Annotated in this window: 25 protein-coding genes; 10 read left to right on the forward strand and 15 right to left on the reverse strand. The window is 60.5% G+C overall.

Going from position 1 to position 25,142, the window contains the following annotated elements:
* Window positions 1–80: 80 nt before the first annotated feature.
* Genes ACQ4OE_RS25020 through lnt form a run of 4 tightly spaced genes read left to right on the forward strand, consistent with a single transcriptional unit; the run spans window position 81 to window position 3,952 of the window.
* Window positions 81–1,079 carry a PhoH family protein gene (locus ACQ4OE_RS25020; RefSeq protein ID WP_122592707.1) on the forward strand — a complete coding sequence of 333 codons (999 nt, stop codon included), beginning with the start codon at window positions 81–83 and terminating at the stop codon, window positions 1,077–1,079.
* A complete protein-coding gene (gene ybeY, locus ACQ4OE_RS25025; protein ID WP_007909643.1) occupies window positions 1,072–1,566 on the forward strand; it encodes an rRNA maturation RNase YbeY in 495 nt (164 codons plus the stop codon). The genes ACQ4OE_RS25020 and ybeY overlap by 8 nt, the downstream gene beginning before the upstream one ends.
* Window positions 1,567–1,571: 5 nt before the next feature.
* Window positions 1,572–2,411, forward strand: a complete 840-nt coding sequence (locus ACQ4OE_RS25030; protein WP_007909641.1) for an HlyC/CorC family transporter — start codon at window positions 1,572–1,574, stop codon at window positions 2,409–2,411.
* 17 nt (window positions 2,412–2,428) lie between these two features.
* Window positions 2,429–3,952 carry an apolipoprotein N-acyltransferase gene (gene lnt / locus ACQ4OE_RS25035; RefSeq protein WP_430948261.1) on the forward strand — a complete coding sequence of 508 codons (1,524 nt, stop codon included), beginning with the start codon at window positions 2,429–2,431 and terminating at the stop codon, window positions 3,950–3,952.
* 46 nt (window positions 3,953–3,998) lie between these two features.
* On the opposite strand, the gene ACQ4OE_RS25040 is transcribed toward lnt, so the two are convergent.
* Both ACQ4OE_RS25040 and ACQ4OE_RS25045 read right to left on the reverse strand, forming a co-directional pair.
* A complete protein-coding gene (locus ACQ4OE_RS25040; protein WP_430948262.1) occupies window positions 3,999–4,766 on the reverse strand; it encodes a YdcF family protein in 768 nt (255 codons plus the stop codon).
* A 104-nt stretch (window positions 4,767–4,870) separates the two neighbouring features.
* A complete protein-coding gene (locus ACQ4OE_RS25045; protein WP_430948263.1) occupies window positions 4,871–5,194 on the reverse strand; it encodes a hypothetical protein in 324 nt (107 codons plus the stop codon).
* Between the two features lie 254 nt (window positions 5,195–5,448).
* On the opposite strand from ACQ4OE_RS25045, the gene leuS reads away from it, so the two are divergent.
* From leuS to ACQ4OE_RS25070, 5 genes are all read left to right on the forward strand, one after another.
* Entirely contained in the window at window positions 5,449–8,055 is a 2,607-nt protein-coding gene (leuS, locus tag ACQ4OE_RS25050) for a leucine--tRNA ligase (RefSeq protein ID WP_430948264.1), read from the forward strand.
* 88 nt (window positions 8,056–8,143) lie between these two features.
* Window positions 8,144–8,749, forward strand: coding sequence for an LPS assembly lipoprotein LptE (lptE, locus tag ACQ4OE_RS25055; protein ID WP_122592701.1), 606 nt, complete (start codon window positions 8,144–8,146; stop codon window positions 8,747–8,749).
* 39 nt (window positions 8,750–8,788) lie between these two features.
* On the forward strand, window positions 8,789–9,826 hold the full coding sequence (holA, locus tag ACQ4OE_RS25060; RefSeq protein WP_122592700.1) for a DNA polymerase III subunit delta: 1,038 nt from the start codon (window positions 8,789–8,791) through the stop codon (window positions 9,824–9,826).
* 162 nt (window positions 9,827–9,988) lie between these two features.
* A complete protein-coding gene (arfA, locus tag ACQ4OE_RS25065) occupies window positions 9,989–10,153 on the forward strand; it encodes an alternative ribosome rescue factor ArfA (protein ID WP_053124158.1) in 165 nt (54 codons plus the stop codon).
* Window positions 10,154–10,213: 60 nt separating this feature from the next.
* On the forward strand, window positions 10,214–11,536 hold the full coding sequence (locus tag ACQ4OE_RS25070; RefSeq protein WP_430948265.1) for a lytic murein transglycosylase: 1,323 nt from the start codon (window positions 10,214–10,216) through the stop codon (window positions 11,534–11,536).
* Between the two features lie 87 nt (window positions 11,537–11,623).
* Here ACQ4OE_RS25070 and ACQ4OE_RS25075 read toward each other — a convergent pair whose 3' ends face one another.
* From ACQ4OE_RS25075 to ACQ4OE_RS25135, 13 genes are all read right to left on the reverse strand, one after another.
* Entirely contained in the window at window positions 11,624–12,571 is a 948-nt protein-coding gene (locus ACQ4OE_RS25075; protein ID WP_430948266.1) for a S66 peptidase family protein, read from the reverse strand.
* 174 nt (window positions 12,572–12,745) lie between these two features.
* Window positions 12,746–13,744: a lipoyl synthase gene (gene lipA, locus ACQ4OE_RS25080; protein ID WP_161986515.1), complete on the reverse strand. Its 999-nt coding sequence runs from the start codon at window positions 13,742–13,744 to the stop codon at window positions 12,746–12,748.
* Window positions 13,745–13,769: 25 nt separating this feature from the next.
* Window positions 13,770–14,417, reverse strand: coding sequence for a lipoyl(octanoyl) transferase LipB (lipB, locus tag ACQ4OE_RS25085; RefSeq protein ID WP_122592697.1), 648 nt, complete (start codon window positions 14,415–14,417; stop codon window positions 13,770–13,772).
* Window positions 14,417–14,692 carry a DUF493 domain-containing protein gene (locus ACQ4OE_RS25090; RefSeq protein WP_039761816.1) on the reverse strand — a complete coding sequence of 92 codons (276 nt, stop codon included), beginning with the start codon at window positions 14,690–14,692 and terminating at the stop codon, window positions 14,417–14,419. The genes lipB and ACQ4OE_RS25090 overlap by 1 nt, the downstream gene beginning before the upstream one ends.
* 85 nt (window positions 14,693–14,777) lie before the next feature.
* Window positions 14,778–15,935 (reverse strand): D-alanyl-D-alanine carboxypeptidase family protein, encoded by a 1,158-nt coding sequence (locus tag ACQ4OE_RS25095; protein WP_122592696.1) that lies wholly within the window; start codon window positions 15,933–15,935, stop codon window positions 14,778–14,780.
* Window positions 15,936–16,124: 189 nt separating this feature from the next.
* Window positions 16,125–17,135: a septal ring lytic transglycosylase RlpA family protein gene (locus tag ACQ4OE_RS25100; RefSeq protein ID WP_122592695.1), complete on the reverse strand. Its 1,011-nt coding sequence runs from the start codon at window positions 17,133–17,135 to the stop codon at window positions 16,125–16,127.
* The gene (mltB, locus tag ACQ4OE_RS25105) at window positions 17,135–18,145 is read right to left on the reverse strand and encodes a lytic murein transglycosylase B (RefSeq protein ID WP_430948267.1); all 1,011 of its coding nucleotides are present in this window, start codon (window positions 18,143–18,145) and stop codon (window positions 17,135–17,137) included. Before mltB ends, ACQ4OE_RS25100 begins: the two co-directional genes overlap by 1 nt.
* 17 nt (window positions 18,146–18,162) lie before the next feature.
* Window positions 18,163–19,266 (reverse strand): rod shape-determining protein RodA, encoded by a 1,104-nt coding sequence (gene rodA, locus ACQ4OE_RS25110; RefSeq protein ID WP_049802149.1) that lies wholly within the window; start codon window positions 19,264–19,266, stop codon window positions 18,163–18,165.
* A 31-nt stretch (window positions 19,267–19,297) separates the two neighbouring features.
* Complete coding sequence (mrdA, locus tag ACQ4OE_RS25115; protein WP_430948268.1) at window positions 19,298–21,193, reverse strand: penicillin-binding protein 2; 1,896 nt, start codon at window positions 21,191–21,193, stop codon at window positions 19,298–19,300.
* Between the two features lie 10 nt (window positions 21,194–21,203).
* Window positions 21,204–21,671: a 23S rRNA (pseudouridine(1915)-N(3))-methyltransferase RlmH gene (gene rlmH / locus ACQ4OE_RS25120; RefSeq protein WP_009051038.1), complete on the reverse strand. Its 468-nt coding sequence runs from the start codon at window positions 21,669–21,671 to the stop codon at window positions 21,204–21,206.
* A 9-nt stretch (window positions 21,672–21,680) separates the two neighbouring features.
* Window positions 21,681–22,175, reverse strand: a complete 495-nt coding sequence (rsfS, locus tag ACQ4OE_RS25125; RefSeq protein WP_016986117.1) for a ribosome silencing factor — start codon at window positions 22,173–22,175, stop codon at window positions 21,681–21,683.
* A gap of 72 nt (window positions 22,176–22,247) precedes the next feature.
* The gene (nadD, locus tag ACQ4OE_RS25130; protein WP_430948306.1) at window positions 22,248–22,970 is read right to left on the reverse strand and encodes a nicotinate-nucleotide adenylyltransferase; all 723 of its coding nucleotides are present in this window, start codon (window positions 22,968–22,970) and stop codon (window positions 22,248–22,250) included.
* The gene (locus ACQ4OE_RS25135; RefSeq protein WP_430948269.1) at window positions 22,939–24,210 is read right to left on the reverse strand and encodes a glutamate-5-semialdehyde dehydrogenase; all 1,272 of its coding nucleotides are present in this window, start codon (window positions 24,208–24,210) and stop codon (window positions 22,939–22,941) included. The genes nadD and ACQ4OE_RS25135 overlap by 32 nt, the downstream gene beginning before the upstream one ends.
* Before the next feature lie 177 nt (window positions 24,211–24,387).
* On the opposite strand from ACQ4OE_RS25135, the gene ACQ4OE_RS25140 reads away from it, so the two are divergent.
* Window positions 24,388–25,086 (forward strand): DNA-3-methyladenine glycosylase, encoded by a 699-nt coding sequence (locus ACQ4OE_RS25140; protein ID WP_430948270.1) that lies wholly within the window; start codon window positions 24,388–24,390, stop codon window positions 25,084–25,086.
* Window positions 25,087–25,142: the final 56 nt, after the last annotated feature.

Genomic DNA, 25,142 nt, shown 5'->3' on the forward strand with positions numbered 1-25,142 from the left:
GATTTAAGAGCTTTCGCACCCACGCCTCTGGCGTTATCCTTGATTTCATCTTAATTGCCCCAGGGCGGCTAAATACGACCTTGAACGCTCCCATAGAACCACATCGTTTTATTCTCGAGCCCTTTGAGGCTCGCCGCTTCGCCAATCTGTGCGGGCAATTCGACGAGCATTTGCGCTTGATCGAACAGCGCCTGACGATCGAGATCCGCAACCGCGGAAACCAGTTCGAGCTGATCGGCGACCCCAAACACACCACGTCTGCGGAAAATCTGATTCGTCGCCTGTACCGGGAAACCAAAGGTTCAGAGCTGTCGCCAGATACGGTTCACCTGTTCCTGCAGGAATCGGCCGTCGTCGAGCTGGACAATCACGCCCCCGCCGAAGCCTCCGTCGCCCTGCGCACCAAGAAAGGCATGATTCGCCCGCGCGGCTTGAATCAGCTGCGCTATGTGAAGGAAGTCCTCGGCAACGACATCAACTTCGGCATTGGCCCGGCCGGTACCGGCAAGACCTATCTGGCCGTGGCCTGCGCTGTCGATGCCCTGGAGCGCGAGCAGATTCGTCGCATCCTGCTGGTGCGTCCGGCGGTTGAAGCGGGTGAAAAACTCGGCTTCTTGCCCGGCGACCTGTCGCAGAAGATCGACCCGTACCTGCGCCCGCTCTACGACGCACTCTACGAGATGCTCGGTTTTGAATACGTGGCCAAGCTGATCGAGCGTCAGGTGATCGAAGTCGCGCCGCTGGCCTACATGCGTGGCCGTACGTTGAACAACAGTTTCATCATCCTCGACGAAAGCCAGAACACCACCGTCGAGCAGATGAAGATGTTCCTCACGCGGATCGGCTTCGGCTCAACAGCGGTCATCACTGGTGACATCACCCAGGTCGACCTGCCGAAAGGCACCAAATCGGGTCTGCACCATGTGATCGAAGTGCTCAAAGACGTGCCGGGCATCAGCTTCACGCACTTCCAGCCTAAAGACGTCGTGCGCCATCCTTTGGTCCAGCGGATTGTCGAAGCCTACGAGCGCTTCGAAAACCGCGACGAAGCGCCCAAGGACACCCCGCGAAATGCTTGAGCTAGACCTGCAAATCGCGACTGAAGCGAGCGCGCCGAGCGAGGCTGACTTCCGCCTGTGGTGCGAACTGGCCCTGCGCCAACGCACCGCCGACTCGGAGATGACCATTCGTCTGGTCGACGAGGAAGAAGGTCGCGAGCTCAATCACACCTGGCGCCACAAGGATTACGCGACCAACGTCCTGTCGTTCCCGGCTGAAGTGCCCGACGAGTTTCTCGACATCCCATTGCTCGGCGATCTGGTGATCTGTGTAGCGGTGGTTGAGCGCGAAGCCGCCGAACAAGGCAAGGAACTAAAGGCGCACTGGGCACATCTGGTCATTCACGGTTGCTTGCATCTGCTCGGTTACGACCATATAGATGATGAGGAAGCCGAAGAAATGGAAGCACTGGAACGCGAGTTGCTTGCCGAATTGGGCTATCCCGATCCGTACGCGGACGACGAACCCGAAACATCCCCTATCGTTACAACAAAGGATTCAGAGTAATCGCTATGAGCGAAGATCGATCGAGCAACGGGCAGAAGTCATGGCTGGGTAAACTGACCCAGGCTTTTGCCCACGAGCCGAAGAACCGTCAGGAGCTCCTCGAGCTGCTGCGTGATGCACATCAGAACAAACTGCTGGACAGCGAAGCGCTGGCCATCGTCGAAGGCGCCATTCAGGTGGCTGACCTGCAAGTACGCGACATCATGGTGCCGCGTTCGCAGATGATCAGCATCAAGGCGACCCAGACACCCCGTGAATTCCTCCCGGCCGTGGTCGACTCGGCCCACTCGCGCTATCCGGTCATCGGCGAAAGCCACGACGACGTGATGGGCGTGCTGCTGGCCAAGGATCTGCTGCCGCTGATCCTCAAGGAGAACGGCGACAGCTTCAACATCAAGGATCTGCTGCGCCCGGCCACCTTCGTGCCGGAATCCAAGCGCCTGAACGTGTTGCTGCGTGAGTTCCGCGCCAACCACAACCACATGGCCATCGTTATCGACGAATACGGCGGTGTGGCCGGCCTGGTGACCATCGAAGACGTGCTGGAGCAAATCGTTGGCGACATCGAAGACGAGCACGACGTCGAAGAAGACAGCTACATCAAGCCGCTGCCAAGTGGTGATTTCCTGATCAAGGCCCTGACGCCGATCGAGAACTTCAACGAGTTCTTCGACAGCGAGTTCTCCGACGACGAGTTCGACACCGTCGGCGGTCTGGTGATGAGCGCATTCGGGCACTTGCCAAAACGCAACGAAATCACTGAAATCGGCGCCTATCGTTTCCGCATCCTGAACGCCGACAGCCGTCGGATTCATTTGCTGCGACTCACGCCAATCGCTCGGTAATACATCTAAGGACTGAAATGCGCTGGACAACCCGCCCCGGCTGGCCCGGTAACCTGCTGGCCGTGGCGGCCGGTGCAATCACCACCTTCGCTCTGGCACCGTTCAACATCTGGCCACTGGCGTTGCTGGCGGTCGGTCTGTTCTACGCCGGTCTGCGTGAGCTGAGCCCGCGGCAGGCGCTGGGCCGTGGCTGGTGTTTCGGTTTCGGCCTGTTCGGCGCCGGCACCAGCTGGATCTATTACAGCATTCACCATTTCGGTGGCGCTTCGGTGCTGCTGGCCGGGTTCCTGATGCTGCTGTTCACGGCGGCGATTGCCTGGTTCTTCGCCCTGCCCGCCTGGATTTGGGCGCGCTGGCTGCGTCGTAACGAAGCGCCGCTCGCTGATGCCTTGGCGTTCGCCGCGCTGTGGGTTGCTCAGGAAATGTTCCGTGGCTGGTTCCTCACCGGTTTCCCGTGGTTGTACTCGGGTTACAGCCAGCTCGATGGCCCGTTGGCCGGGCTTGCGCCAGTCGGCGGCATGTGGCTCGTGGGGTTCGTGCTGGCACTGACTGCTGCGTTGATCTACAACGCACCGCGCTTGCTGCAAACCGGACGCAAAGGTTTTGTCGTGGCCGGTCTGGTATTGCTGATCGCGCCGTGGGCTGCCGGTATCGCGCTCAAGGGCCACGCCTGGACCAGCCCGTCGGGCGCGCCGCTGAGTGTTGCCGCGATTCAGGGCAACGTCGCGCAAAGCATGAAATGGGATCCGGCCGAGCTCAACGCGCAACTGGCGCTGTACCGCGATCTGAGTTTCCGCTCGAAACCGGTGGATCTGCTGATCTGGCCGGAAACCGCCGTGCCGGTGCTCAAGGAGTCCGCCGAGGGCTACCTGAGCATGATGGGCAACTTCGCCGCCGAGCGTAAATCAGCGCTGATCACCGGCGTGCCGATTCGCGAAATGGTCCGTCACGAACGACGCTTCTTCAACGGGATTACCGTGGTCGGCGAAGGCGATGGCACTTACCTCAAGCAGAAACTGGTGCCGTTCGGCGAATACGTGCCGCTGCAGGACATTCTGCGTGGCTTGATCGCGTTCTTCGATTTGCCGATGTCCGACTTCGCCCGTGGCCCGGCCGATCAGGCGCTGTTGCAGGCCAAGGGTTATCAGATCGCGCCATTCATCTGCTACGAAGTGGTTTACCCGGACTTCGCGGCCGGTCTGTCAGCGCGCAGCGATCTGCTGCTGACGATCAGTAACGACACCTGGTTCGGCACCTCGATCGGCCCTCTGCAACATTTGCAGATGGCGCAGATGCGGGCGCTGGAGGCGGGCCGCTGGATGATTCGCGCGACCAACAACGGTGTCACCGGGTTGATCAACCCGTTCGGGCAGATCACCGAGCAGATTCCGCAGTTTGAACAGGGCGTGCTCTACGGCGAAGTGGTGCCGATGCACAACCTGACGCCGTATCTGCAATACCGCTCGTGGCCGCTGATGATTGTTTGCCTGCTGTTGTTTGGCTGGGCGTTGATGGCGAGCCGGATGTCGAAAACCCTTTAAAGCCCCCCGACATGATCGTTCCCCCGCAGAGCGTGGGAACGATCAATCAGTCAGCCTGATAAAACAGCGAATACCCCACCTGCCCCACCGCTTCATTGAGCAACTGCCCGCTCTGCCAGATCGACTTGAACTCCGGCAACCAGCCACCAAACGGTCTCGCGTTATCCGTGCCCAAGAAGCCGACCGGCGCCGGCACCACTTCAAAACCCGCCCGCTGAAAACTCCACACCGAGCGCGGCATGTGCCAGGCCTGCGTCACCACGACCACGCGCTTGATTCCCTGCGGCAGCAAGATATCGGCGCTGAATGTGGCGTTTTCCCACGTAGTGCGGCTTTCGCCTTCCTGCCAACGCACGGTGACGCCGAAATCGTCGCGCAACGAATCGGCCATCAGTTTTGCCTCGGTCGGTGGCGTTCCATAATGCAGGCCGCCCGTGGTCAGGATCGGCAACCCCGACGCTTTGGCCAACCGTGCTGCATAGCGCTGGCGCTCAAGCCCGACCCCAGTCGGTTGATCCTCACCCCACGCCAGATCACCGCGTTCGCGACCGGAACCCAGCACCACAATCGCATCCGCGCGTTGCGCCAGCGTTGCCCACTCTTCCCGGGCCAGCGGAGGCTCGCGTTCCAGCGCCTTGGCGCCCCATTGCACCACCACCGGCAGACTCATCAGGCAGAATCCGCCGAAGCCAAGGGCAAAACACAACCCGGCCAATCGCGGTCGCGAGCGGCGCAGCCACCACGCGGCCAGCAACAGCAGCAAAAGAATGCCGGGCGGCAATAGAAGTTGTTTGATGAAATAACGAATGGGCATCGGGCATCTCCAGAGATGCCCGAAGCCTAAGAGTGTTAATAATGCGTTACAACCGATAGGTGGGATCCTGTTGAAAAAGATCCGGTTCTTGACCTGCCATGCGCTTACTTGGCCTGCAGAGCACGTACCTTGACGTTGTCTCTGCCGGGCGCCTTGTCCTTGAGCCAGATGACCTTGGCCGAATGTGCTGCATCGAGCTGCTTCACTGCCTGCGACAGGCATCCATGCGATTCACGTTCACTGCGATCCAGATAGGCCTTGACCAGTTTGAACTCAGCGGGGCTCAAGCCACGCAATTCCAGTTCCAGGGGGCGCTCGTCGCGCAGCCGGTCAGCGGTTTTTACTGCGTCCAGGGCCACACCCAGACGATCGATCAACCTCTCGTACAACTCGGGTTTCGTCACGTTTTTTTGCCGTTGCTCCACCATCCCTCACCTCATTGAAGATAAGACTCACTCCCCAGTTAGAGCTTAGCTTCGCTGCACAAACCGGCTGCACGCCGCGACCAACGGCCCCTGCTGCATGTATTGCGGCGTATGTAGCTGTAATCAGGGTTTCCCTAGGCCAAGCGCGGTCATGTATGCTACGGCGCTTCCTGTAATTCCACTTCCAGCTCGTCCGGGCCACCCCGGAACCTGCGTTGAAGAGGATTAGGCCACCCCTATCCAGTACAAAAGTAGCCATGCACGAACAATATCAGCCCCGTGAAATCGAAGCCGCCGCCCAGTCGTTCTGGGACGAGCAAAAGTCCTTTGAAGTCAGTGAACAGCCAGGCAAGGAAACCTACTACTGCCTGTCGATGTTCCCTTACCCCAGCGGCAAGCTACACATGGGGCACGTGCGCAACTACACCATCGGCGACGTGATCTCCCGCTACCAGCGCATGCAAGGCAAAAACGTTCTGCAACCGATGGGTTGGGACGCCTTCGGCATGCCGGCAGAAAACGCCGCGATGAAGAACAACGTAGCACCGGCCAAATGGACCTACGAAAACATCGCTTACATGAAGTCGCAGCTGCGCAGCCTCGGCCTGGCGGTCGACTGGTCGCGCGAAGTGACCACCTGCAAGCCCGATTACTACCGCTGGGAACAATGGCTGTTCACTCGCCTGTTCGAAAAAGGTGTGATCTACCGTAAAAACGGCACCGTGAACTGGGACCCGGTCGACCAGACCGTTCTGGCCAACGAACAGGTGATCGACGGTCGCGGCTGGCGTTCCGGCGCGCTGATCGAAAAGCGCGAAATCCCGATGTACTACTTCAAGATCACCGCCTATGCGGATGAGCTGCTGGAGAGCCTCGACGAACTGACGGGCTGGCCTGAACAGGTCAAGACCATGCAGCGCAACTGGATCGGCAAATCCCGTGGCATGGAAGTGCAGTTCCCGTACAACGTCGATTCGATCGGCGAAGCCGGCACCCTCAAAGTCTTCACCACCCGTCCGGACACCCTGATGGGCGCGACCTATGTCGCCGTGGCTGCCGAACACCCGCTGGCCACCCTGGCCGCGCAGAACAACCCTGAGCTGCAAGCGTTCATCGCTGAATGCAAGGGCGGCAGCGTCGCTGAAGCCGACGTCGCCACGCAAGAGAAGAAAGGCCTGCCGACCGGCCTGTTCGTCGAGCACCCTCTGACCGGTGAAAAGCTGCCGGTCTGGGTCGCCAACTACGTCCTGATGCACTACGGCGACGGCGCTGTCATGGCAGTTCCGGCGCACGACGAGCGCGATTTCGAGTTCGCCCACAAGTACGACCTGCCGGTTAAATCGGTAGTGCGTACCAGCTCCGGCGAGACCAACCCTGAGCCATGGCAAGACGCCTACGGCGAGCACGGCACGCTGATCAATTCCGGCGAGTTCGACGGTCTCGATTTCGCTGGCGCGTTCGACGCCATGGAAGTCGCCCTGATCAAGAAAGAACTGGGCGCCTCGCGCACCCAGTTCCGTCTGCGCGACTGGGGCATCAGCCGCCAGCGCTACTGGGGCTGCCCGATCCCGATCATCCACTGCGAAACTTGCGGTGACGTGCCGGTGCCGGAAGATCAACTGCCTGTCGTTCTGCCGGAAGACGTGGTGCCGGACGGCGCCGGTTCGCCACTGGCGCGCATGCCCGAGTTTTACGAATGCAGCTGCCCGAAATGCGGCCAGCCTGCCAAGCGTGAAACCGACACCATGGACACCTTCGTCGAGTCGTCGTGGTACTACGCTCGTTACGCCTCGCCGCACTTTGAAGGCGGTCTGGTGGAAAAATCCGCCGCTGACCATTGGCTGCCGGTCGATCAGTACATCGGTGGTATCGAACACGCGATTCTGCACCTGCTCTACGCGCGCTTCTTCCACAAGCTGATGCGTGACGAAGGCCTGGTGAGTTCCAACGAGCCGTTCAAGAACCTGCTGACCCAAGGCATGGTCATCGCCGAGACCTACTATCGTCGCGAAGCCAACGGTGCCTACACCTGGTTTAACCCAGCGGACGTGGAACTCGAACGTGACAGCAAAGCCAAGGTCATCAGCGCCAAACTGAAATCCGACGGCCTGCCGGTGGAAATCGGTGGCACCGAGAAAATGGCCAAGTCGAAGAACAACGGCGTCGACCCACAGTCGATGATCGATCAGTTCGGTGCCGATACCTGCCGCCTGTTCATGATGTTCGCCTCGCCGCCTGACATGAGCGCCGAATGGTCGGACTCCGGCGTTGAAGGCTCGCACCGTTTCCTCAAGCGCGTCTGGCGTCTGGCGCAAGCGCATGTCACCCAGGGCCTGCCGGGCAAGCTCGACATCGCCGCGCTGACCGAAGAGCAGAAAGCCGTGCGTCGTTCGATCCACCTGGCCATCAAACAGGCCAGCCACGACGTTGGTCAGAACCACAAATTCAACACCGCCATCGCCCAGGTGATGACGCTGATGAACGTGCTGGAAAAAGCCGCGCAAGGTACTGAACAGGATCGCGCGCTGGTTCACGAAGGTCTCGAAGCCGTGACGCTGCTGCTGGCGCCTATCACGCCGCACATCAGCCATGACCTGTGGAAGCAACTGGGTCACGCCGATGCCGTGATCGACGCCGGTTGGCCTGCAGTCGACGAAAGCGCTTTGGTGCAGGACAGCCTGACTCTGGTTATCCAGGTCAACGGCAAACTGCGCGGCCAGATCGAAATGCCGGCCAGCGCAACCCGTGAAGAAGTCGAAGCCGCTGCACGCATCAACGAAAACGTGCTGCGTTTCGTCGACGGTCTGACCATTCGCAAAGTGATTGTGGTGCCGGGCAAACTGGTCAACATCGTCGCCAGCTAAATTGGATTGGGCGTCAGGTCAGCCTGGCGCCCTGTAAAACCTTTCGGGCCGCACGATCGGCCCACACGGTTTCAAGGGGAGCAACACAATGATCAAACGCAATCTGCTGGTGATGGGCCTCGCTGTGCTGCTGAGCGCCTGCGGTTTCCAGCTGCGTGGCACTGGCACCACTGAGCTGACCATCAAGGAACTCGACCTGAGTGCCCGTAACGCCTACGGCGAGACCGTCACCGAGCTGCGTCAGGTCCTCGAATCGAGCGGCGTCAAGGTCTACAGCGGCGCACCGTACAAGCTGTATCTGTCTGACGAGCAGGAAAACCAGCGTATTCTCAGCTACGCCGGTGCCGGCCGTACTGGCGAATACCAGGTCAATACCGTCCTGAGCTACGACATCGTTGGCGAACACAATCTGAACCTGTTGAGCGACAAGCTTGAAGTGCAGAAAGTGTTCATCCACGACGGCAACAACCTGGTCGGCTCCGACCAGGAAGCCAATGACTCCCGTCGCGAGAGCCGCCGTGAGCTGGTTCAGCGCATGATGCTGCGTCTGCAGCAGCTGACTCCGGGTCAACTGGAGCAACTGCAGCAAGCAGCCAACGACCGTGCCCGGGCTGAAGCCGACGCGCTGAAAGCGGCGCAAAAGGCTGAAGCGGAAACCCCGCGCCAGTCGCCGCTCGAAGTTCCGCAGCAGTAAGACGTTCGGGGTGCTCAGGCGCCCCGTACGGTATTTCTTATGAAGCTCGCTCCCGCCCAACTCGGCAAGCACCTGCAAGGCGCCCTTGCGCCGGTCTACATCATCAGCGGCGATGACCCGCTGTTATGTCAGGAAGCCGCCGACGCCATTCGCAGTGCCGCCCGCCAGCAAGGGTTCGACGAACGCCAGGTTTTTGCGGCCGACGCCAATTTCGATTGGGGCACGTTGTTGCAAGCCGGCGCGAGCATGTCGTTGTTCGCGGAAAAACGCCTTTTGGAACTGCGCCTGCCCTCGGGCAAGCCGGGTGACAAGGGCGCCGCCGCTTTCATCGAATACTGCTCGCGCCCCGCTGAAGACACGGTGCTGTTGATCAGCTTGCCCAAGCTCGATGGCAGTGCGCAGAAAACCAAATGGGGCAAGGCGCTGGTCGAAGGCCAGCAGACCCAGTTCATCCAGATCTGGCCAGTTGATGCCAATCAACTGCCGAGCTGGATTCGTCAGCGTCTGTCGCAGGCCGGTTTGTCGGCCAGCCAGGACGCGGTCGAATTGATTGCTGCGCGTGTCGAGGGCAACCTGCTCGCTGCAGCGCAGGAAATCGAAAAGCTCAAACTGATGGCCGAGGGTGGCCAGATCACCGTTGAAACCGTGCAGGCTGCCGTCGCCGACAGTGCGCGTTTTGATGTGTTTGGTCTGACCGATGCTGTGCTGAACGGCGAGCCGGCGCACGCGCTGCGCATGCTCGAAGGCTTGCGCGGTGAGGGTGTCGAACCGCCGGTGATTCTCTGGGCACTGGCGCGGGAGTTGCGCCTGCTGGCCAATATCTCGCTGCAGTACAGCCAGGGCACGCCACTGGACAAGTGCTTCAGTCAGGCGAAACCGCCGGTCTGGGACAAGCGCAAACCACTGATGAGCAAAGCCCTGCAACGCTACTCCGCGCCACGCTGGGCGCAGTTGTTGCTCGAAGCCCAGCGCATCGACGCGCAGATCAAAGGTCAGGCGGCGGGTTCGCCGTGGATGAGCCTGAGTCGCTTGGCGTTGTTGATGGCCGGCCAACGCCTTTCCCTGCCTGCTGAATAGAATCAAAGATCGCAGCGTACCGCAGCTCGGTGTAGGAGCTGCGGCACGCTGCGATCTTTTGATCTTATTTCCTACAATGCACGCCTGCATTTGCACTATAGACAGACGCCCGACATAGGCAGATTATTTCCCCCGCAAAACCACTCACTCGAGAGAACCCTCATGAGCAAAAAGCCAGCGAAACACGGCCCCAATAAAGCCAAATCCATCGTCGCCCAACCCTTGTTCCGCAGTCGTCAGGAACGACCAACCAAGGGCAAAGGCAGCTACCGCCGCGAAGCCTTCCAGTCTGACAGCTGGGAGGCTTCTTACTTTCTGGCCGCTTAAAGCGCAGCACCCCCCGGTCATGTTAAGGTCTGCACCTGATTCGTTTTCCTGGAACTGTGCATGCTCCCAAGTCTTTCCCGTCGCTGGCCTGTCCGCCAGATGATCGCTGCCTCCAGCTTCATTCTGCTTGTCGCCTGCGCGGAAAAACCTACCGCCGCCGACGCGCAACCTCTTCAAGCCGCCCCTGTCGCCACGGCCCCAGCGATCATCCCGCCGGTAGTGCCGTCCGCCGACCCTCTTGATCTTCAACCGACCCAGACCTTTGCCGAATGGCAGGCAGGCTTCCGCAAGGACGCACTGGCCGCCGGGGTTAGCCCTGATCTGTTCGATCGCGCCTTTGCCAATGTCAGCTTCGATGCCAGCGTGATTCGCGCCGACCGCAGTCAGCCGGAATTTTCCCGCCCGGTTTGGGAATACCTCGATGGCGCGCTGTCGCCGCTGCGCGTGCGTAAAGGTCAGGCGCTGATCAATCAGTACGCCGACATTCTGCAAAGCATCGAGCAGCGTTATGGTGTTGATCGTCAGGCGCTGGTGTCGGTGTGGGGCATGGAAAGCAACTTCGGCCAGTTCCAGGGCAGCAAGTCGGTGATAAATTCACTCGCCACTCTCGCCTACGAAGGCCGGCGTCCGGGTTTTGCCCACGCGCAACTGATTGCTGCCCTGCAAATCCTGCAACAGGGCGATATCACGCCAGAGAAGATGCTCGGTTCCTGGGCCGGCGCGATGGGCCAGACCCAATTCATTCCGACCACCTATAACACTCACGCCGTGGATTTCGACGGTGACGGTCGCCGCGACATCTGGGGCAGCCCGGCCGATGCGTTGGCATCCACCGCGCACTATCTGCAAAGCTCCGGCTGGCAACGTGGCCAGCCTTGGGGTTTTGAAGTGCAGCTGCCAAGCAGTTTCAACTACACCCTGGCCGATGGTGCGATTCGCAAAAGTGTCGCCGAATGGCGTCAACTGGGCGTGATCCTGCCGAACGGCGCTCAGGTCCCGGCAGGTTCAGAACAACTGTCCGCCGCCCTGCTGCTGCCAGCTGGCTATCGCGGGCCGGCGTTCCTGATCCTCGACAACTTCCGGGCGATCCTCAAGTACAACAACTCGTCGTCGTACGCGCTAGCGGTGAGCCTGTTGTCAGAGCGTTTCAATGGCGGTGGCTTGATCAATGGCACCTGGCCGAAAGACGATCTGCCGCTGAGCCGCACCGAACGCATCGAGCTGCAAACCCTGCTGAGTGCGCGTAATTACGATGCGGGCACGGCGGACGGGATTATCGGCGCGAATACGCGCAAGGCGATCCGCAGCGCACAGCAGTCGTTTGGCTGGCCGGCGGATGGGTATCCGACGCACAAGTTGCTGGAAAGCCTGCGAGGACAATAAAGCAAGATCAAAAGATCGCAGCCTGCGGCAGCTCCTACAGGGATCGCATTCCAATGTAGGAGCTGCCGCAGGCTGCGATCTTTTGCTTTATCGGGTCACTACATCCTGCTCCAGCATCAATTCCTGCTTCCCGGCATCCAGCCGCACCAACGCACCCATCGGCAGCGTCAGGTTCGGATCGCAATGGCCGCTGCGCCACCCCGAGAGCACCGGAATCCGCAACGGCTCGAAGGTTTGCTTGAGCAAGCGGTTCAGCGCTTGCATATCCACTCCCGCGACATCCCCGACCAACACGCCACGCAACTTCGCCAACTTGCCCGCCAGACGCATCTGGGTCAGCAAGCGGTCGATGCGATACAGCGGCTCGTTGATGTCTTCGATCAGCAGAATCACCCCTTCGACATCAATTTCGTAGGGTGTGCCCAAGGTTGCCGCGATCATCGCCAGATTGCCGCCCAGCAAGCGCCCATGCGCAACACCGGGCTCAACGGTGGTCAGCGGATAAGCCACCGGGTGGCTGAGCACACTCCCCGCCTTCAACTGGCCGCGCAGCATGGCAAAGAATGAAGTGACCGTCGGTGGCTCCTTGTCGCCAAGCAGATCGGCGTTCAGCAGCGGGCCGTGAAAGGTCACGAACCCGGCATAACGACTGATCGCCAAGTGCAGAGCGGTGATGTCGCTGTAGCCGACAAACGGCTTGGCGTTGCGGCTCAGCAGGTCGTAGTCGATCCGGTCGAGCAAACGTGGCGTGCCGTAACCACCGCGCAGGCAGATGATCGCGTCGACGTCACGGTCGGCAAACGCTGCGTGCAGATCATTGAGGCGAACGTCATCGCTGCCGGCCAGGTAACCGTCCTTCTCATAGACGCCGGGAAATACTTTCAGCCCATAACCCCGAGCGCGCATCCATTGCGTTGCCTTGTCGGTATCCAGCGCGCCGGGACCGGCGGGCGCAATGACGCCGATCAGGCCTTCTGACGGCAGTGCCGGCACCGGTTTATGGGGAAAAAGCGTGTGGCTGGGTCGAACAGTCATCCATGGATCTCCCTGTGTGAACTCATGCCCACACAGTAGTCAGGAACGGGGATAAACAGAAGAGGCTCCGCTGCCCCGCAGGTTGCAGGAAAAGTAAGCGTCTGGCGTAGGACAGGCAAAAAAATGCCCGCGAAGACCGGAAGTCTCGCGGGCATTTCAGCGTTCAGCGCCGGATCAGGAACCCAGCAGCTCAGCCTTGACCAGCTTGGCTTGCTCGTCGGCATGGTACGAAGAACGCACCAACGGGCCGGAAGCCACGTTCTTGAACCCCATCTTGTAACCTTCCTCGGCGAACCAGGCGAAGGTGTCCGGGTGCACGAAACGCTGCACCGGCAAGTGGCTGCGCGACGGTTGCAGGTACTGACCGAGGGTCAGCATGTCGATGTCGTGTTCGCGCATGCGCTTCATCACTTCGATGACTTCCTCGTCAGTCTCGCCCAGACCCAGCATCAGGCCGGATTTGGTCGGAATGTGCGGCATCATCTGCTTAAAGCGTTGCAGCAGGGTCAGCGACCACTGGTAGTCCGAGCCCGGACGCGCAGCCTTGTACAGGCGCGGCACGGTTTCCAGGTTGTGGTTGAACACATCCGGCGGCTCGGCTGCGGTGATTTCCAGGGCGACGTCCATGCGGCCACGGTAGTCCGGGACCAGTGTCTCGAGCTGCACGTTCGGCGACAGTTTGCGGATCTCGCGGATGCAATCGGCAAAGTGCTGGGCACCGCCGTCACGCAGGTCGTCGCGGTCAACCGAGGTGATCACCACGTACTTGAGCTTGAGATCGGCGATGGCGATGGCCAGGCTTTCCGGCTCATTGACGTCCAGTGGTTTCGGACGACCGTGACCGACGTCGCAGAACGGGCAGCGACGGGTGCAAATATCGCCCATGATCATGAAAGTGGCAGTGCCGCCAGAGAAGCATTCGCCAAGGTTCGGGCAGGACGCTTCTTCGCAGACGCTGTGCAGCTTGTGTTTGCGCAGCAGGCTCTTGATACGGTCGACTTCCGGCGAAACCGGGATGCGTACACGAATCCAGTCAGGCTTCTTCGGCAGCTCGGTGGTCGGAATGATCTTTACCGGGATGCGTGCAACCTTCTCGGCGCCGCGCAGCTTGACGCCGGCTTCAACCTTGGGACGCGGGGCCGGGCGCTCGGTCACGTCGAGCGTCGGGATCATGGTTTGCACTGCATCAGTAGTCATATCAGTCGATTCCGCCCGTCAGGGTCGTCTGCTCAGCATAGTCGAGGTGTTTGACGAGCTGCGCGCGCAGCCGGGCACTTACCTCGGCAAATTCAATCGATCCTGCGTGGTCGCTCAGCTGGGTCATCGCCAGCCCGGCATAGCCGCAGGGATTAATCCGTCGAAACGGTTCCAGGTTCATATCCACGTTCAGGGCCAGGCCATGAAAGGAACAACCGTGGCGAATCCGCAAACCCAGAGAAGCGATTTTCGCTCCGTCGACGTACACGCCGGGAGCGTCTGGCTTGGCCGCGGCGCTCACGCCGTAACTGGCCAGCAATTCAATCAGGCAAAGCTCCATGCGACTGACCAGATCCCGCACGCCGAAACCCAGCTTGCGCACATCCAGCAGCAGATAGGCCACCAACTGGCCGGGACCATGATAAGTCACCTGCCCGCCGCGATCGACCTGCACCACCGGGATATCGCCCGGCAGCAACAAGTGTTCGGCCTTGCCGGCCTGGCCCTGGGTGAATACCGGCGGGTGTTCAACGAGCCAGATTTCGTCGGCGGCATCGCTGCCGCGTTCGTTGGTAAAGCGTTGCATGGCATGCCAGACGGGCTCGTAAGCCATCTGGCCGAGCTCACGAAAGCCCAGCGTGCCCGGCATCACAACACCATGTGCACGAAGCCGGTCGCCCGCAGTTCGCTGTTGATGTTGTACAGCTGATCCTGATCGGTCGCGACGATGTGCAACTGAATCGTGGTGTATTTGCCGTTGGTGCTTTGACGCTCGTCGATGCGCTCATCATTGATGGTCGCGTGTTTCTTGACGATGTCGATGATCTTGTCTTTGTTGCCCACACCGGTATCGCTGATCACCTTAACGGGATAATCCGTGACAGGGAATTCGATCTTTGGCGCCTTTACTTCGGTATCGGTCATGGCGTAACGGCCTCTATAGCGCAAGCCGTGGTAACGCACATGGCCCCGCACCGGATCGGGGCGGGGCCATGCAGGTCAACACAAATCAGTTGAACAAGCCGTAGAAGAATAGACGGATGCTATCCCACATGCGGCGGAAGATACCACCCTCCTCGACGCCATCCAGAGCGATCAGGTCAGCGCTGTGCACGACCTTGTCTTCCAGTTTGACTTCGACTTTACCGATCACGTCGCCCTTGGCGATTGGCGCAACCAGTTGCGGGTTCATGGTCATGCTCGCAGCAAGCTTCTTCAGCTGGCCTTTTGGCAGGGTCATGGTCAGGTCTTCAGCCAGGCCGGCCTTGACTTGATTGGTGGTGCCTTTCCACACCGGGGCCTGAGCCAGTTCGGTGCCCTTCTGATAGAAGGTCTGGGTTTCGAAGAAGCGGAAACCGTAGGTCAGCAACTTCTGAGTTTCAGCAGCGCGAGCCACTTCGCTGTTGGTGCCGAACACCACGGCGATCAGGCGCTGGCCGTCACGTACTGCCGAAGACACCATGCAGTAGCCGGCTTCGTCGGTGTGACCGGTTTTCAGACCGTCAACGGTCTTGTCGCGCCACAGCAACAGGTTGCGGTTAGGCTGCTTGATGCCGTTCCAGAAGAACTCTTTCTGCGAGTAGATCGCGTAGTGAGCCGGATCTTCGTGGATGATCGCACGGGCCAGAATCGCCATGTCGTGAGCCGACGAGTAGTGCTCAGGGTTCGGCAGACCGGTCGGGTTCATGAAGTGGGTATTGGTCATGCCCAGATCAGTCACAGTCTTGTTCATCAGGTCAGCGAAGGCATCTTCGCTGCCGGCGATGTGCTCGGACAGCGCGACGCTGGCGTCGTTGCCGGACTGGATGATGATGCCGTGCAGCAGGTCGCTGACGGTGACCTGCGAGCCGACTTTGATGAACATCCGCGAACCGCCGGTGCGCCAGGCGTTTTCGCTGACGGTCACCGGATCGTTTTCACCGATCTGGCCACGACGGATTTCCAGGGTCGCGATGTACGCGGTCATCAGCTTGGTCAGGCTGGCCGGTGGCAGACGCTGGTCGCCATTGTTCTCGACCAGCACGTTGCCGCTGCTGGCATCCATCAGAACGTAGGCTTTAGCGGCCAGTTGCGGTGGCGACGGCATCATCTCGGCCGCGAAGGCGGCTGGCGAGAGGAGCAGCGGGACTAGCAGACACAGGCGTTTGGCAAAGGTGGTGATGTTCATCCGTCTCTCGAAATCGCTAATGGAAACTGTCCTTGCGGACAAAATTTAATCAGATGACTTTCTAACGAGCCATCGCGTGTTCAGTTGCTCACTCCAGGCACCCTTGCCGGGCTTTTGTTCTTTGACGAGCCAACAACCTGATTCACCCCCCAATCGCTGGCGAACCGTCAATCAAGATCTACGTTTTGCTTACTCGGTGACCACACTTGGCGAACCAAGGTTGGCCAGGCGCACGCTGTTCTGTACCTGAGCGATTTCACCCGGCGAGCCGATCGGCCCCAGGCGCACCCGGTGCAGAGTCTGCTGATTGCGCACGATCGAGCTGATGAACACCGGAGCGCTCACCATCCCGCTGAGCTTCGACCTCAGGAGCTCTGCAGCGTCCGGGTTGGCGAACGCGCCCACCTGCAGATACTGGCCAGTTGCTGTTGCAGAAGCGTTTTTTTTTGCACTCATCGGCACGGGGACGGTATCCGAAGCGTGCTGCTGTGGCGGCGGTGTCCATTGCTCGACAGTGCCGGCTGAGGCCGTGATCACCGGGGCGCTATTCTGCGCCACTTGCGGCTCGTTAAGCATCAGCGGCGCCGGACGGCCTTTCGCGGCCCAATATTGCTGCGGATCGATGCCTTCGACCTTGACCCGCGCGGTGCCGGTTTCGGCATAGCCGAGCTTTTTCGCGGCGGCATAGGACAAGTCGATGATGCGGTCGGAGTAGAACGGCCCACGGTCGTTGACGCGCAGAATCACGGTGCGGTTATTGTCCAGGTTGGTCACCCGAACGTAACTTGGCAGTGGCAATGTCTTGTGGGCGGCACTCATGCCGTACAGGTCATAGACCTCGCCGTTCGCGGTGTTCTGCCCGTGAAACTTGGTGCCGTACCAGGACGCGGTGCCGGAAGCGACGTAGGTCTTGGATTCCTGCAACGGGAAGTAAGTCTTGCCCAACACAGTGTAAGGGTTGGCTTTGTACGGGCCGGTGTGCAGGGTCGGCGTGGCATCCGGGATGCGCGAAACATCGACGTCCCACCAAGGCGCGCCGTCTTTGTGCGCACGGTTGATGTCCAACCCCGGCTGCGCTCGCACAGCGGTATTCGAAGTTTTCTGCGTCGGCGAACGGCTGGTCGAACAACTCGCGACCAGAACTGCCAACGCAGCGAAGGCCACCAGCTTCAGGGGTTTACTGTTAGGCAATGCCTGCATTACTTGACGCCCCGTGCTTGTACCAGCTGTTCAGACAGTTGATGTACGGCCATGGCGTACATCACGCTGCGGTTATAACGCGTGATCGCGTAGAAATTCTTCAGGCCCATCCAGTATTCAGGGCCGTTGTCGCCTTCGAGGCGAAATGCAGTCACCGGCATATCATCGCGCAGCGCATCATGACTTGACCAGCCCAGCGCCCGCAACTCTCCGACCGTCTTCGTCGGCTCGATGCCAGTGGTCAGGCCTTCATCGACCTGCTCGCCATGGACATCGGCGCGGCTGACCACCGGCTCACCGGCGACCCAGCCATGATGCTTGAAGTAACTGGCGACGCTGCCGATCGCATCATCCGGGTTGTTCCAGATATTGATGTGGCCGTCACCGTCAAAATCCACCGCATAGGCGCGAAAGCTGCTCGGCATGAACTGCGGCAAACCCATGGCCCCGGCGTACGAGCCTTTGAGGGTCAATGGATCGACCTGCTCTTCGCGGGCCAGCAGCAGAAACTCACGCAGTTCCTTGCGGAAAAATTCGGCACGGGGAGGATAGTCGAAACCGAGCGTCGACAAGGCATCGATCACCCGGTAATTACCGGTATTACGTCCGAAAAAGGTTTCAACGCCGATGATCGAGACGATGACTTGTGCCGGCACGCCGTATTCCTGTTCGGCACGGGCCAGCGTGGCCTCGTGCTGTCGCCAGAAATCCACACCACGGGCAATGCGCGCGTCGGTGATGAACATCGGGCGATATTCTTTCCACTGCTTGACCCGCTCGGCAGGTCGGGAGATTGCATCGAGAATCGCCTGCTTACGCTGAGCCTCGCGCAATACCGCCATCAATTGCTCACCGGCGAAGCCATAGTCGCGGGTCATTTCGCCGACGAATTCAGCCACCTGAGGCGAGCCTTCGTATTCGCCAGCCAGCGCTTCCTGCATGCTGCCCAGGAGGCCCATCAGGCCTACCACTGGCGCGCATCGAGACGCCCAGCCACGCATTACTTGCATTGCACTCTTCACCTTATTCAAACCTGTGCGATCCACTTGCGATGGGTATGGATCGACATCAAAACCCCAAACGCTGACAGCAGCGTCACCAGCGAAGTTCCTCCGTAGCTAATGAATGGCAACGGCACCCCTACAACCGGCAACAGGCCACTGACCATACCGATGTTGACGAAAACGTAAACAAAAAACGTCATGGTCAACGCACCGGCGAGCAATTTGCCGAACAGGGTTTGCGCCTGAGCGGTGATCACCAGCCCCCGGCCAATCAGCAACAGATAGATCAGCAACAAGGCGCAGATGCCTACCAGACCGAACTCTTCGCCGAGTACCGCAATGATGAAGTCGGTGTGGCTTTCCGGCAAAAAGTCGAGGTGCGACTGGGTGCCGAGCAGCCAGCCTTTGCCGAACACGCCGCCCGATCCGATCGCAGCTTTCGACTGAATGATGTTCCAGCCCGTCCCCAACGGATCACTCTCAGGATCGAGGAAGGTCAGAATCCGCTGCTTCTGGTAGTCGTGCATGATGAAAAACCACATCGCCACCGACACCGGGATCGCCGCCGCCAGCACGCTGAGAATCCAGCGCCAGCGCAGCCCGCCCATGAACAACACGAACGCACCGCCCGCCAGAATCAGCAGCGAAGTGCCGAGGTCGGGCTGACGCACGATCAGCGCGAACGGCACACCGATCAACATCAGGCTGATGCCGACATGCTTGAGTTGCGGCGGCAGCGTGCGCTTGGATAGATACCAGGCGATGGTCGCCGGCATGAGGATTTTCATGAATTCCGAAGGCTGGAAGCGGATCACTCCGGGGATGTTGATCCAGCGGGTCGCGCCCATGGCGTTGTGGCCCATGATGTCCACCACCAACAGCAGCACCACGCCGATCACATAGCCGAGCGGCACCCAGCGCGCCATGAAGCGCGGCTCGAACTGGGCGATGATGATCATCGAGACCAGCCCGATACCGAAGGAAGTGGCCTGTTTGGCCAACAGATCCCAGCTCTTGCCGCTGGCCGAATACAGCACGAACAGGCTGCCAGCGGCGAGGATCAGCAACAGGATCAACAGCGGGCCATCGATATGCAGTCGTTGCAGCAACGTCGCACGGCGACGCATCACATCCTCACTGGAGAGCATGCGATCAAAATTATTCATCACGGGCCGTAGCCTCCGCACTGATTGGGCTGGCGTATTCGGCCTTCAAACGTCCGTCCTGATCGAGCAGCCAGGCGTCCATGACCTGACGCACCACGGGCGCGGCGACGCCGGAACCGGACTCACCGTTCTCGACCATCACCGAGACCACGATGCGCGGGTCATCGGCCGGGGCGAAACCGACGAACAAGGCGTGGTCACGATGGCGTTCCTGCACCTTGGAGCGGTCGTACTTCTCGCCCTGCTTGATCGCGACCACCTGCGCGGTACCCGACTTGCCGGCGATGCGGTATTGCGCACCGATGGCGGCTTTGCGCGCGGTGCCACGTGCACCGTGCATTACCTGCTGCATGCCGTGGTTGACCTTGGTCCAGTCCGACGGATCACGCAGGATAATGTCCGGCATCGGGTTTTCATCCACCGGCTTCACCCCTTCGAGGGATTTGGCCAGGTGCGGACGGTTCCAGATGCCTTTGTTGGCAACCAGCGCTGTGGCCTGGGCCAGTTGCAGCGGGGTCGATTGCATATAGCCCTGGCCGATCCCGAGGATCAGGGTTTCGCCGGGGAACCACGCCTGTTTGCGCGTCGCCCGCTTCCATTCGCGGGACGGCATCAGGCCGGGGGATTCTTCGAACATGTCCAGCGAGACCTTCTGGCCGATGCCGAACTTGTTCATGTAGGTCGACAACCGATCGATGCCGAGCTTGTGTGCCAGGTCATAGAAGTAGGTGTCGTTGGACCGCATGATCGCCGTGTCGAGGTCGACGAAGCCGTCACCGGTGCGGTTCCAGTTGCGGTATTTGTGATCGTAGTTGGGCAGCATGTAGTAGCCCGGGTCGAACACCCGGCTCGAAGCCGTGACTACGCCAGAATCGAGACCGGCAATCGCCACCGCCGGTTTGATCGTCGAGCCCGGCGGGTACAGACCGCGCAGCACGCGGTTGAACAGTGGCCGGTCAATGGAATCGCGCAACTCGGCGTAGGCCTTGAAGCTGATACCGGTGACGAACAGGTTCGGGTCGAAGCTCGGCTGGCTGACCATCGCCAGCACTTCACCGGTCTTCGGATCGAGCGCCACCACTGCCCCACGGCGGCCGCCCAGCGCCGCCTCGGCCGCTTCCTGCAACTTGATGTCGAGGCTGAGGACAATGTCCTTGCCCGGAATCGGGTCAGTGCGTTTGAGCACACGCAAGACGCGGCCACGAGCGTTGGTTTCGACTTCTTCGTAACCGACCTGACCGTGCAATTCCGGCTCGTAGAAACGCTCGATGCCGGTTTTGCCGATGTGGTGGGTGCCGCTGTAGTTGACCGGATCGAGGCTCTTCAGCTCTTTTTCGTTGATCCGTCCCATGTAGCCCACCGAGTGCGCAAAATGCGCACCCTGCGGGTAGTGACGGACCAGCTGCGCGACCACTTCCACGCCTGGCAGGCGGAACTGGTTCACCGCGATGCGGGCGATCTGCTCTTCGGTCAGCTCGAACAGGATCGGCACCGGCTCGAACGGCCGGCGCCCCTGACGCATGCGTTTCTCGAAGATCACCCGGTCCTCGGGCGTCAGCTCCAGCACTTCGACGATGACGTCGAGCACTTGCTGCCAGTCGCCGGAGCGTTCGCGGGTCATGCTCAGGCTGAAGCTTGGACGGTTGTCCGCCACCACCACGCCGTTGCGGTCGAAAATCAGCCCGCGGGTCGGCGGAATCGGCTGCACGTGGACGCGATTGTTCTCCGACAGTGTCGAGTGGTACTCGTACTGGATCACCTGCAAGTAATACAGCCGCGCGATCAGCACGCCGATCAACAGCATGATCGCAATGGCCCCGAACACGACGCGGCTACGCACCAGGCGTGCGTCCTTTTCGTGGTCCTTGATGCGGATCGGCTGAGACATGAGGGCAGGATTACTTGTGGTAAGGGTGACCGGACAGCACGGTCCAGGCACGATACAACTGTTCGCCGATCAGGATCCGCACCAGCGGGTGCGGCAACGTCAGCGGCGACAACGACCAGCGCTGATCGGCGCGGGCACAGACTTCCGGCGCCAGCCCTTCCGGGCCCCCAACCATGAAGTTGACCGTGCGCGAATCCAGCCGCCAACGGTCCAGTTCGACCGCAAGCTGCTCGGTGCTCCAGGGTTTGCCGTGGACTTCCAGCGTGACGATCCGCTCGTTCTGCCCGACCTTGGCCAGCATGGCTTCGCCTTCCTGGCGGATGAATCGGGCCACGTCGGCATTTTTGCCACGGGTATTGAGCGGTATTTCCACCAGTTCCAGCGCCAGCTCGGACGGAAGACGCTTGGCATATTCATGCCAGCCTTCTTCCACCCACTTGGGCATGCGTGAACCGACGGCGATCAGGCGCAGTCGCACAGCAATCCCTTACAGCTGGTCTTTGTTGAGCTTGGTGAAATGCTCGTGGGTGTTTTCCGGGCTGTGATGCTTGGCGTCGGCCGCACGGCTTTGCTCGGCACCGGCCCACAGGCGTTCCAGGTCGTAGAACTGACGTGCCGAGGCGGTCATCATGTGCACGATTACCAGGTCCAGGTCCAAGAGAACCCAGTCGCTGTCGCCCTTGCCTTCTTCGCCCAGGGGCTTGGCGCCCTGCTTTTTGACTTCTTCGCGAACCTTGTCGAGCATCGCGTTGATCTGGCGGTTGGACGTACCGGTGGCGATGATCATGTAGTCAGTGATGCTCTGCTTGTCGCGAACATCGATGATCTGAATGTCTTGTGCCTTGACGTCTTCCAGCGCAGCGACGGCCAGTTTGACCAGTTCGTCGCCCTTCAGCGGCTCGTTGGTGTTGACCGGTTCTGGCAGCGGAGCGCTCTTGAATGTGCCTTTGCGCTTTACTTTGGTTTGGTCTTTGTCAGTCATATAAAACTCGTTTTGCTCATATATTCGGCGGCTTGGGGATACGGTGATTCGTATCAGTGAAGCACGCCTTGTTCAGTTCGACGCACGGTAAAGACCGTGCGCATCGATGTAGGCCAGGACCGCGTCGGGCACCAGGAAACGTACCGACTTACCGCTGGCCAGCAGTTGACGGATCTGGGTGGCGGAAACCGCGAGCGGTGTCTGCCAGACGAATGCAATCTGTCCGCTCGGCCCCTTCAGGGCCAGCGGGTCGCTCACCGAACGCGCTGCCAGCAGGTTGCGCAAGGCATCCGGCGGTTCGCTGTCGGCGTCCGGGCGCTGTAGCACCAGGATGTGGCAATGCTGGAGCAACTCTTCCCAGCGGTGCCAAGTGGGCAGGCCGCAAAATGCGTCCCAGCCCAAAAGCAGAAAAACCTGGGTGTCTGCGGGCATTTCGGCGCGCATCAACTCCAGGGTATCAATGGTGTAGGACGGTTTGTCCCGCTGCAGTTCGCGGGCGTCCACCACCAGCGGCGGCACTCCGGCCACCGCGCACTCGACCATCGCCAGCCGATCCTGCGCCGACACCTGCGGCGTATCGCGATGCGGTGGCCGCGCGTTCGGCGTCAGGCGCAGCTCATCGAGCGCCAGCGCTTCGGCGACTTCCAGCCCACCGCGCAAATGGCCGATGTGCACCGGATCGAACGTGCCGCCCAGGACGCCAATGCGTCGAGGTCGGACTTCGCTGCCGGGTGCCGGCGCTGTCAGGTCGAGGTCGGTCAAGTCAGATCGTCGCCTGGCCGCGCAACTGGCCATCACCGACCACGACATACTTCTCGCAGGTCAATCCTTCCAGGCCGACCGGGCCGCGGGCGTGCAGCTTATCAGTAGAAATGCCGATCTCGGCACCCAATCCGTATTCAAATCCATCGGCGAAGCACGTCGGGGTGTTGATCATCACCGACGCCGAGTCGACTTCCGCGACAAAACGACGGGTGTCGGCGAGGTTTTCGCTGACAATCGAATCAGTGTGATGAGAGCCGTAATGGTTGATGTGCTCGATCGCCTGGTCCAGACCGTCGACCACGCGGATCGACAGAATCGGCGCCAGATACTCGGTGCCCCAGTCTTCATCGCTGGCGGCAACGGCATCGATGATCGCCCGGGTGCGCTCGCAGCCACGCAGTTCAACGCCTTTTTCGCGGAACTGCGCCGCCATCGACGGCAGGAAATCCTTCGCAACAGTTTGATCGACCAGCAAGGTCTCCATCGCACCGCAAATGCCGTAGCGATAAGTCTTGGCGTTGAAGGCGATGCGCTGGGCTTTCGGCAGATCGGCGTGGGCACTGACGTAAACGTGGCAGATGCCATCGAGGTGTTTGATCACCGGCACGCGGGCGTCGCGGCTGATGCGCTCGATCAGGCCACGGCCACCGCGCGGCACGATCACATCGACGTACTCGGGCATGGTGATCATCGCGCCAACGGCGGCGCGGTCGGTGGTTTCAACCACTTGCACCACGGCGGCGGGCAATTCAGCCTCGGCCAGACCGCGTTGAATGCACGCGGCAATCGCGCGGTTGGAGTGAATCGCCTCGGAGCCACCGCGCAGAATGGTCGCATTACCGGACTTCAGGCACAGGCTCGCTGCATCGATGGTCACGTTCGGCCGGGATTCGTAGATGATCCCGATCACGCCCAGCGGCACGCGCATCTTGCCGACCTGAATGCCCGACGGACGGAAGCTCATGTCACGTATCGCACCGACCGGGTCCGGCAGCGCAGCCACCTGACGCAGACCGACGATCATGCCGTCGATGCGCGCCGGGGTCAGTTCCAGACGCTCCAGCAATGCTGGCTCCAGACCATTGGCGCGACCGGCGGCCAGATCCTGTTCATTGGCTGCAGCAAGCTCGGCACGCGCAGCGTCCAAGGCATTGGCAGCGGCCTGCAAGGCGCGGTTTTTCTGCGCGGTGCTGGCACGGCCGATGACCCGGGAGGCTTCGCGGGCGGCGCGACCCAATCGGGTCATGTAGTCAAGAACGGACTCAGTCATGGTCTGCTGGGGTCTTGGCAAAGAGGAAAGCGGCAGATTATAGCTGTCGCGTCCCGGGACTAACAGCGGTGACGGGCGGATGGTCAAAATCAGCCGTGAATCGCCGACGTTCAGACGTAATTAAGCTGCGCATTGTTATCATCACCACCTCTGCAGCCTGGATAAACCACGTTTGCCATGTCCACTCTGACTGTTCGCAACCACGCCGAGCACCCGCCGCAGGGGCTTCCGGACGCTTTTTTCGACCGTGATGCCCAAGTGTTGGCCAAGGATCTGCTCGGCAAAGTCATCCGCCACCGGGTCGGCGATCTGTGGCTGAGCGCGCGGATCATCGAAACCGAAGCTTATTACTGCGCGGAAAAAGGCAGCCACGCCTCCCTTGGCTACACGGAAAAGCGTAAGGCTTTGTTTCTGGATGGCGGCCACATCTATATGTATTACGCCCGTGGCGGCGACTCGCTTAACTTCAGCGCGCAGGGGCCGGGCAATGCGGTGCTGATCAAATCGGCCTATCCGTGGGTCGATGAAGTCAGCGGCCCGGCGAGTCTGGCGCAAATGCTGTTGAACAATCCGGACGCTCAAGGTCGCGCGCGGCCGTCGCAGAAGCTCTGCGCCGGGCAAACGCTATTGTGCAAGGCGCTGGGCCTGAAGGTGCCGATGTGGGACGCCAAGCGTTTCGACCATGAATTGATTCTGGTTGAGGACACAGGTCCGGCGCCCACGCACATTATTCAAACTACGCGTCTGGGCATTCCCCATGGCCGTGACGAACACCTGATGTACCGCTTCGTGGATGCTGCTTATGCACAATGGTGCACGCGGAACCCGTTGCGCCGCGGTCAGGTCGAAGGCCGCGACTATTTGGTGTTGCCCTGAAATGACAGCAGTTCTGGAATAAATGGAATCCCCCGGTGGGAGCGAGCCGGCTCGCG

The organism is Pseudomonas sp. WC2 (genome assembly GCF_050586545.1).
Classification (GTDB): Bacteria; Pseudomonadota; Gammaproteobacteria; order Pseudomonadales; family Pseudomonadaceae; genus Aquipseudomonas.